This window comes from Pseudomonas sp. AC083 (assembly GCF_979253165.1).
This window is the reverse complement of the sequence record NZ_CEEDDH010000227.1, coordinates 1-255: the sequence shown is the minus strand read 5'-3', so window position 1 is coordinate 255 and position 255 is coordinate 1. Positions and strand designations below refer to the sequence as shown.

Annotated in this window: 1 protein-coding gene; it reads right to left on the bottom strand. The window is 72.9% G+C overall.

Annotated features, from left to right (window positions below; genetic code table 11):
- The coding region (locus AC0IXA_RS27795) for a CBS domain-containing protein (RefSeq protein WP_471814961.1) at window positions 1-255 on the bottom strand (255 nt) is incomplete at both ends.

Genomic DNA, 255 nt, shown 5'->3' with positions numbered 1-255 from the left:
CAGCTTGCCGTCCTCGTCGAGGACCGCCGCCAGGTGTGTCCGGCTGCGCCGCATCGCCGTCAGGACGTCGTCCATCGGCGTCGCCGCCCGCACCCGGGCGATCGGCCGCAGCGAGGAGACCGGGAACGGCAGGTCGCGCGGCGTGACGTCCAGGGCGTCCTTCACATGGAGGTAGCCCAGGATCCGGCGGCCCATGTCGACCACCGGGAAGCGGGAGAACCCGGACTCGGCCGAGAGTGCCTCCAGCTCCTCCGG